The organism is Bacteroidia bacterium, assembly GCA_025056095.1.
GTDB lineage: Bacteria > Bacteroidota > Bacteroidia > JANWVE01 > JANWVE01 > JANWVE01.
In genome coordinates this window covers 20,692-28,751 of sequence record JANWVW010000017.1, presented here as the reverse complement: position 1 = coordinate 28,751, position 8,060 = coordinate 20,692, and the positions used below count along the sequence as shown (strand labels likewise).

Sequence of the window (8,060 nt, the reverse complement as noted above, 5' to 3'; positions counted from 1 at the left end):
AAGCGCAGCGAAGTACCGAAGCGAAGCGCAGTGCGGAATGCCCCGACCCTTGCGTCAGCAAGGGGCACGCCCAAAAATAAAATAACTATTCAGTCATATCTAAACTTGACATAATTTCGCAATATGAAAGGTCTATGGCAAATATGCATCAGCATTTTGATTGGGACAATAAATGGATTTGCGCAACTTGCACCTGTACGTATAGCCGTTTATACACCCGAAAAACATTTTCATGAAGGACTAGCCGTTTATAGGAAAAATGGACTATACGGATATATCAACGAAAAAAATGAGTGGATTATTCCTGCTCAATTTGAAGAAGCCTCCCCTTTTTACGAAGGTATAGCCGCAGTGAAAAAAGATGATGTTTATTATTTCATAGACAAAACAGGTAAAAAAATAAGCTCTACTACCTACGAGGAAGCCAGCCCTTTTATTGAAGGCTTAGCTTTGATTAAAAAGAAAGGTAAATACGGTTTTATCAATCCGCAGATGCAAATAGTTATACCTTGCCAATATGATAACGCTATTGCGTTCAAGCAAGGCTACGCAATGGTCAAAAAAGAAGATATTTGGCAAGCTATTGACAAAAAAGGTCAAATTGTAAGCGAGCACCAAGTAGCAGTAACCGAAGGCATGGCACGTATTAAACGAGAGTCTTTATGGACATTCATGGACACAAATACAAAAAAACTAATTACAGAACCGAAGTTTGAAGATGCTCATTTGTTTCAAGAAGGATTAAGTGCAGTGCTATACCATCAAAAATGGGGCTTTATAGATAAAACAGGTAATTTTATCATTCCTGCGGAATATGAAAAAGTATCAGACTTTGCTCACGGATATGCACGTGCCCAAAAAGATAAATACTGGGGAATTTTAGATAAACAAGGTAAAATCATCGTTCCATTTGAGTACGAATTTATTGATGAGCGCAAAAATGGATTTTACAGAGTTAAAAAAAACAAGCTATGGGGTTTTTTGGATAGCACTTTTAAGCTTGTAGTCCCTTGTCAATATGCAAATGCATATCCTTTTGACAAGCAAACAGCCAAAGTAGAAAACCAAAACAAACAAGTCAGCTATATAAATCGCAAAGGTGTAGAGCTTATTCCATTCACAGACAAAAACGATATTGGGGACTTTTCTGAACAACTTTGTGCTAAACGTGATAAAGAGAACAATTTATGGGGCTATATTGATAGCGAAGGTAAATGGCATATTGCGCCTAAATACCATAAAGCAGGAAATTTTAGCTACGGCTTAGCCCCTGTGCAAGTAGCATATAAAGATGGAACTATAAAAATAGAGCTGATAAACACACAAGGTAAAAGCATAATAAGCAATTTAGACGAAGTTATCTTAATAGATGAAAGTAAGTGTAAAGTAAAGCGTAAGGGGCACATTTTTTACATCAATCATCAAGGTAGAGTGTTGAATGTATGGGGCTTTGTCAACAAAGAGGGTAAAATGGTAGTAGAACCTCAATTTATTCATGCAGAACCTTTTTCAGAAGGTTACGCTGCGGTATTGGATACTCTTTTTGTTTGGCACTACATTGACAAGGGAGGTAAAATAGCTATCGGCGGTTTTGAGGATGCCGAACCTGTAAAAGAAGGAGTAATGGCAGTAAAAAAACAAGGTAAATGGGGCGCTATCACGCCTAAAAATGAAGTTATTATTCCTTTTGAATATGACAATATAATTGGCTTTAATGAAGGAATAGCGTTAGTTAGCAAAAATAAACTTTGGGGCGCCGTTGATAAAAATGGTAAAATCATCATTCCGATAGAATATGAAAGTATCAAGCCGTGCAGTCAAGGTAAGATAGCGGTCAAGCAAGATAAGAAATGGGGCTATATGAATACACGAGGTCAGTGGATAATTTCTCCGCAGTATGATGCCGCAGGTAGATTTAGTGAAGGATTAGCAGCAGTGTGTGTAAATTATCAATGGGGATATGTAGAAAGTTCGGGCAAGGTAGTTATTCCCTTTGAATTTGATGGAGCATTAGGATTTTCGGAAGGATTAGCTTGTGTAAGGCAAGGGGATTTTTGGGGCTATATCAATTCCAAAGGAAAGTGGATAATTCCTGCTAAGTACTTGTCAGGCTTGAACTTTCATCAATCTATGGCACCTGTGCTGGTGAAAAGAGAAGAGAACAGTTCAGAAGAGACTTGGCAACTGATAGACAATCACGGGAAGTTGTTGCCCTTAAAAGCACAAGCCATAGGGATAACTACTATCCCTTCTTACATTCCTGTGGTAATAGACAACTATGCAGGTTTTGCTAATTTCAAAGGGCAGTTAGTCATTCCAAATATATACGAGGAAGTTAAGCCGTTTGAAAGAGTGGAAAACTAACTACATGAGGTCTGTTTTAAGGAAGGTTGAATTTTAATTTTTTGGGCGTGCCCTTGTGGGCTTTTGCCCACAAGGTCGGCGTGCTTCGGGCTACGCTGACGCTTCGGTGCTACGCTTCGCTCCGCACCGTGCTGACGCACGCCCTTCGCATGCCTCACGCAAGGAATCTCTGAAAAATCCATTTCTCTGTAATTTATGCAAAGTTTTAGCTTGTAAGTACTTGTACTTCAAGCTTAAACAAGGTAAAGACATAATTGTACAGGTCATCTGCGTGAGGGGCATGGAGCATGCCGTTAGGCAGTACGAAGCGTTAGCGAAGTACCGAAGCGAAGCGTAGTGCGGAATGCCCCGACCCTTGCGTCAGCAAGGGGCACGCCCAAAAATAAATTTTAATAAATCATTCAAACTTCAAAGAGGTTTTTGTGCCTTCTGTACAGTTTCTGCACATTTCTATATTAGCTCTACTCTTTAAGATCTGCTTCCTGAATTGAGCATACTTTTCATTTCGCCAAATATTTGCAAAAGATTCAAATTGTATGTTTCCCATTTCATATTGAGCATCTTTGTCAAAACAACAAGGTAAAACTTTGCCATCCCAAGTAAAAACACAACTATGCCACAACTTCCAACAATGGTTAAGCAGTCTGTTTTTTATTACAAATTTGCCTGTTTTAGTTTGGGTGTATCGCCTGTACTGTTCACTTTGGGGCAATAAAGGACTTCCATTTTCAAAATTGTAGATTTGCGCAGTTTTGATATGCAATGCATCTACTTGCCATATTTTAGCTAAGCGTTTAATTTCTTGTATTTCATGTTCATTATGCCTAAAAACAATAAACTGTAAAATGACATAAGGATGCTTTACTTTATTTTTTCGCTTTGCTTGCACAATATTCTGTATACCCTGCACGACTGTATCTAAATTTCCGCCTATTCTGTATTTTTGGTAGGTTTCTTGAGTTGTACCATCTATGGATATGATTAAGCGATTTAATCCACTATCAACTATTTTTTGGGCATTTTCAAAAGTGAGATAATGACCGTTTGTGCTAGTGGCTACATACATGTTTTTTTGCCGTGCATACCTGACCATATCATGAAATTGAGGATTTAGATAAGGTTCGCCTTGAAAATAGAGTGTGAGATAAAAAGTTTTGGGGTGCAACTGGTCTATAATGTTGCGAAATACATCTATGGATAAACTTCCTGTCGGGCGAGTAAATTGCCTTAAACCAGAAGGACATTCAGGACAGCGAAGGTTACAGTAAGTAGTGGGCTCAATAGAAATAGCTATGGGATAGCCTGCATGCTTATCTTTATGTAAAATTTTGCTTATTTGGTAAGATAGCCAAACCTTAAAAGCATTTGCTGCGCGTTCCAAAGTAAGAGTGTGAAGCAGTTGTAAAATGTCGTAGCTTACCATTATCGTAATTTCTTATGGCAATTTTATGAAGTAGGTTCTACAACTACTGCGGTGCCATAAGCTAAAACTTCGGTTACACCACTGATTACTTCATTAGATTCGTATCGCATGGCAATTACTGCGTTTGCACCTACTGCTTTTGCTTGTTGAATGAGTTCGTTGTAAGCTTCTTCGCGAGCTTCTTCACAAAGTTTAAGGTAAGCATTGATTTTACCTCCAAATAATGTTTGTAAAGCACCTAATAAATTTCCGCCCACGCCACGAGAGCGAACTGTGATTCCCCTTATCACGCCTAAGTGCTTGACAATTTTATAACCTTGTAGTTCGTTAGCTGTGGTTACGATTATACCCATGACACAAAAATAAGAAAAAATAAAACTGAAATAAAATTTTGGAACCAAAGTATCCTCAAAAACACCTTGATCAAGTGTATATTTGCTCAATGTTTAGAAAAAGAGTCCCTATTCCTACGGCTAATGAACGTATAGACATTCCTGTGATGACTGAAATTATTGAAGTAGTACAGGAAACAAATTATGTCAAAACTTTTACTTTGGATATTTCTTTGAATGCCCAACCTGGACAGTTTGTCAATATTTGGCTTCCAGAGGTAGATGAAAAACCTTTTTCCGTAGCTGAAGATGATGGTAAAACTCTTAAAATTACGTTTTTTGCGGTAGGGGAATTTACTAAAAAACTCTTTGAATGTAAGAAAGGGGATAAAATTGGTATTCGTGGTCCTTACGGTAGAAGTTATGTGGTTAAACCTAACAGTACTCTAGCCTTAGTAGCAGGTGGATACGGCGCGGCACCAATGTACTTTTTAGCTCAAAAAGCAGTAGAAAAAAAATGCATCATTCACTTTATTGTAGGTGCAAAACAAAAAGAGCATCTGCTATATTTAGACTCTATTCGTAAGTTACCAAATACATATTTGTACATTGCCACGAATGATGGCTCTATGGGCTATAAAGGCTACAATACAGAGGTTTTAGAGCAGCTTTTATCCACTTACACGATACATCAAGTTTTTGCATGTGGTCCCGAAATGATGCTGTACCGAATTTTTGAGATATGCCAAGCACATAACATTGAAGGGCAACTTTCAATAGAAAGATATATGAAATGCGGTTTTGGAGTTTGTGGTCAATGTGTTCTAGACCCTACAGGAGATAGAGTATGCGTAGAAGGTTCAGTAATGAATACAGAACAGCTTCGGTATATTGAGGAGTTTGGAAAATATCATCGAGATAAAGAGGGAATGAAGCAGTTTTTTAAGTAACTCTTGTTTTCCTTGTATAGACCAAAAAACTGTATATTTGTTTAGATATGAAAGTGTCTCTTACGGTTACAGGAATGCACTGTACTTCATGCGCACAGTCTGTTGAGAAATTGATACGGCAAAAACAGGGAGTACAAAACGTATATGTCAACTTTGCTACAAACGAAGCTTCTTTTGAAGTAGAAGACCCTAACTTCAAAGTAGAGCATCTTGTCAAAGAAATACAGCGTTTAGGATATCAGGCTAAAATCAAAGAAAGCAAAGATATAGAAGAGACTTTTAACAAAGAATACCAAGAATTACGAAAAAGGCTATGGTGGAGTAGTGTATTTGCCGTTCCTTTGTTCTTTTTGTCCATGTTAAGCATGTTTATTCATCTTCACGTTCCGTATCAAGGTTGGATAGAGTTAGCTTTATGTGCGCCCGTAATGTGGATAGGTTGGCGATATTTTGGAAAGAGTGCCATTCAATCTATTCGGAATGTATATCCGAATATGGATGTACTGATTACTATGAGTTCTACTATGGCTTTTTTATACAGTATATATGTCCTTTTATTTGACATAAATGGTGCGCATTGGTATTTTGAAACCGCAGCTACTATCATAACATTAGTTATATTAGGAAATTGGTTAGAAGCTATTTCTATTCAAAAAACGCAATCTGCTCTTAAAACTTTACAACAGCTTCAACCCAAAATGGCAAACTTAGTCCAAAAAGACTATTTTAATGATACAGAGGTTATACGCCCTATTGCTGTGGAGGAGTTAGAACTAGACGACATAGTTTTAGTCAAAGCAGGTGATAGTATTCCGACAGATGGTTTAGTTGTGGAAGGAGAGATAGAGGTAAACGAGTCTATGCTTACAGGGGAAAGCCTACCGCAGCATAAGAAGCAAGGGAATAATGTATTAGGGGGAACATTAGTAATGCAAGGAAGTGCCCGAATTCAAGTTACACGCAGAAGTAATCAAAGTTTAGTTCAAGAAATAATTATAATGATTGAAAAAGCCCAACAAAATAAACCTCGTATTCAAAAAATTGGGGATGACGTAGCCGCAGTATTTGTGCCCGTAGTTATTGTAATTGCCATACTTACTTTTGTGTTTTCTTTTTGGATTGGTCAAAAATCGTTAGAATTTTCTTTTTTGAGTAGTATTGCTGTATTAGCTATTTCGTGTCCTTGTGCCATGGGCTTGGCTACTCCTACGGCTATTATGGTAGCTTTAGGGCGTGCTTCACAAATGAGTGTAATTTTCAAAGAGGGGCGTGCTGTAGAAAATCTAGCGCGTGTCAAGTACATTTTTTTTGACAAAACAGGCACTTTAACCACAGGAAATTTTACTTTTGACGAGGTACAAATTCACAATCCAAGCTATACAAAATCAGAAATAGAAAGTTTATTCTTATCCCTTCAACAGCACAGCAACCACCCTATCGCACTATCAATGGTAAAGCATTTTACGGAAAGAAATGTGCGTACAGTAAGCTTAGAAAAAGTAGAAAGCGTAATAGGTAAAGGAGTACAAGGAATATATCAAGGTAAAGTAGTTCAAGTAGGTAAGTTCAACAACGCAAATTCAGATGCGGCTATGCAAACGGTAAGTTTATGGATAGAGCAAAATTTAGTAGCATCCGTTCGCTTTTATGATACGTTGAAGTCAGATGCACGTGCTACGGTAGAGTATTTCAAAACTAAGGGCATAGAACCCATTCTACTTTCAGGAGATAGTGAAGAAAACTGCGCTAAAATTGCTTCGCAGCTAAATATACGCTACTTTTCAAATGTACTCCCTGCTGATAAGCTGCGTTACATTGAAGCATATCAACAAAAAGGGATTGTAGCTATGGTAGGTGATGGAATTAACGATGCGCCTGCGCTCAAACAAGCTCACGTAGGAATTGGCATAGGAAGTGGAACTCAGGTAGCCGTAGCTTCTGCCGATATTGTGTTACGTACAGATAAATTACAAAGTTTAGTTATTGCGCATCAAATAGCTCAAAAAACTTTGCAGACCATTAAGCAAAACTTATTTTGGGCATTTTTTTACAATAGTGTGGGTATACCCATAGCTGCCTTCGGCGTACTCAATCCTATGATAGCTGCTTTGATTATGGCGCTTTCAGATGTAGTTGTAATTGGTAACTCACTTCGGTTGAAAGTCAAAAAGATACAAGTGCAATAACTAAGAGGTGTTAGCCCTTTATTTATTGGCAATCAAACTCATGTAATAGTTAAGTCCAAAAGTAAATTTAACACTGTTTACGTTAAACAAATCAAAATACATTCTTCTGCTTTCAATCTCATTGCCGTAAAAATTTTCTGATATTTCTCTTATGTATCCATAGTGAAAAATTCTTCCGACAGAAGCCTCCAAGCCTATTCTCTTTGTTGGAAAGTAGATAATCTCTGGATTGAGGGAAAAGAACACTGAAGAGTACTTTGGCAAGTTGTTTTTTAAAATGTCTACGTTTGATGAATTTTGTTCTCTGTACTCAATAGTAGTTTTGCTAGTACCATGCCCTGCACCTAGAAAAGCAGTGCTGCTAATGTAAAAATTTTCAGTAAGCTGATAGACGTATCTACCAAAAATAGCGCAGCTTAGATGATTAGTTTTTGTGGTATGGGTTTTTTCTGTCAGCGTACCCACTTGTGGAAAATCTCTTAAATAGGTGTTATATTTTTCGGTTGTATGAGTGTAGCTTGCTGATAGACCAATAGCTAAATTGTTTTTGATAAAATAGCCTACTCGGGGAATAATACTAAATCCTTGTGTTCCGCTTGTGTATTTATCGGTAGTTTGGTTACTATTTACAGGTTTTGTTATTTCTCCTTGACCTTCATAACCTAGTGCCCCCCCTATAAACAGGTCATTTACGTTTATCTGTGAAAAAGCACAGAGGGTTAAAAGCAAGCAGCTAGCTAAAAACAGTTGTTTTTGCATATATTGTTACAAAGTTATGAAAAATGTTAATAATTGACAGTTAAAT

7 protein-coding genes are annotated in these 8,060 nt (G+C 37.5%); 4 read left to right on the top strand and 3 right to left on the bottom strand.

Going from position 1 to position 8,060, the window contains the following annotated elements; all coding sequences use genetic code 11:
* The first annotated feature begins 123 nt into the window (after positions 1 to 123).
* Together NZ519_02690 and NZ519_02685 are read left to right on the top strand one after the other, a co-directional pair.
* Entirely contained in the window at positions 124 to 2,364 is a 2,241-nt protein-coding gene (locus tag NZ519_02690) for a WG repeat-containing protein (GenBank protein MCS7027649.1), read from the top strand.
* 55 nt (positions 2,365 to 2,419) lie between these two features.
* Positions 2,420 to 2,701 carry a hypothetical protein gene (locus NZ519_02685; protein ID MCS7027648.1) on the top strand — a complete coding sequence of 94 codons (282 nt, stop codon included), beginning with the start codon at positions 2,420 to 2,422 and terminating at the stop codon, positions 2,699 to 2,701.
* A 60-nt stretch (positions 2,702 to 2,761) separates the two neighbouring features.
* On the opposite strand, the gene NZ519_02680 is transcribed toward NZ519_02685, so the two are convergent.
* On the bottom strand, positions 2,762 to 3,787 hold the full coding sequence (locus tag NZ519_02680; protein MCS7027647.1) for an SPASM domain-containing protein: 1,026 nt from the start codon (positions 3,785 to 3,787) through the stop codon (positions 2,762 to 2,764).
* Positions 3,788 to 3,810: 23 nt separating this feature from the next.
* Complete coding sequence (locus NZ519_02675; GenBank protein MCS7027646.1) at positions 3,811 to 4,140, bottom strand: heavy metal-binding domain-containing protein; 330 nt, start codon at positions 4,138 to 4,140, stop codon at positions 3,811 to 3,813.
* Between the two features lie 89 nt (positions 4,141 to 4,229).
* On the opposite strand from NZ519_02675, the gene NZ519_02670 reads away from it, so the two are divergent.
* Together NZ519_02670 and NZ519_02665 are read left to right on the top strand one after the other, a co-directional pair.
* Positions 4,230 to 5,069 carry a dihydroorotate dehydrogenase electron transfer subunit gene (locus tag NZ519_02670; GenBank protein MCS7027645.1) on the top strand — a complete coding sequence of 280 codons (840 nt, stop codon included), beginning with the start codon at positions 4,230 to 4,232 and terminating at the stop codon, positions 5,067 to 5,069.
* 47 nt (positions 5,070 to 5,116) lie between these two features.
* Positions 5,117 to 7,255 carry a cation-translocating P-type ATPase gene (locus NZ519_02665; GenBank protein ID MCS7027644.1) on the top strand — a complete coding sequence of 713 codons (2,139 nt, stop codon included), beginning with the start codon at positions 5,117 to 5,119 and terminating at the stop codon, positions 7,253 to 7,255.
* 18 nt (positions 7,256 to 7,273) lie between these two features.
* Here NZ519_02665 and NZ519_02660 read toward each other — a convergent pair whose 3' ends face one another.
* Positions 7,274 to 8,014, bottom strand: a complete 741-nt coding sequence (locus NZ519_02660) for a hypothetical protein (protein MCS7027643.1) — start codon at positions 8,012 to 8,014, stop codon at positions 7,274 to 7,276.
* Between the last annotated feature and the right edge of the window lie 46 nt (positions 8,015 to 8,060).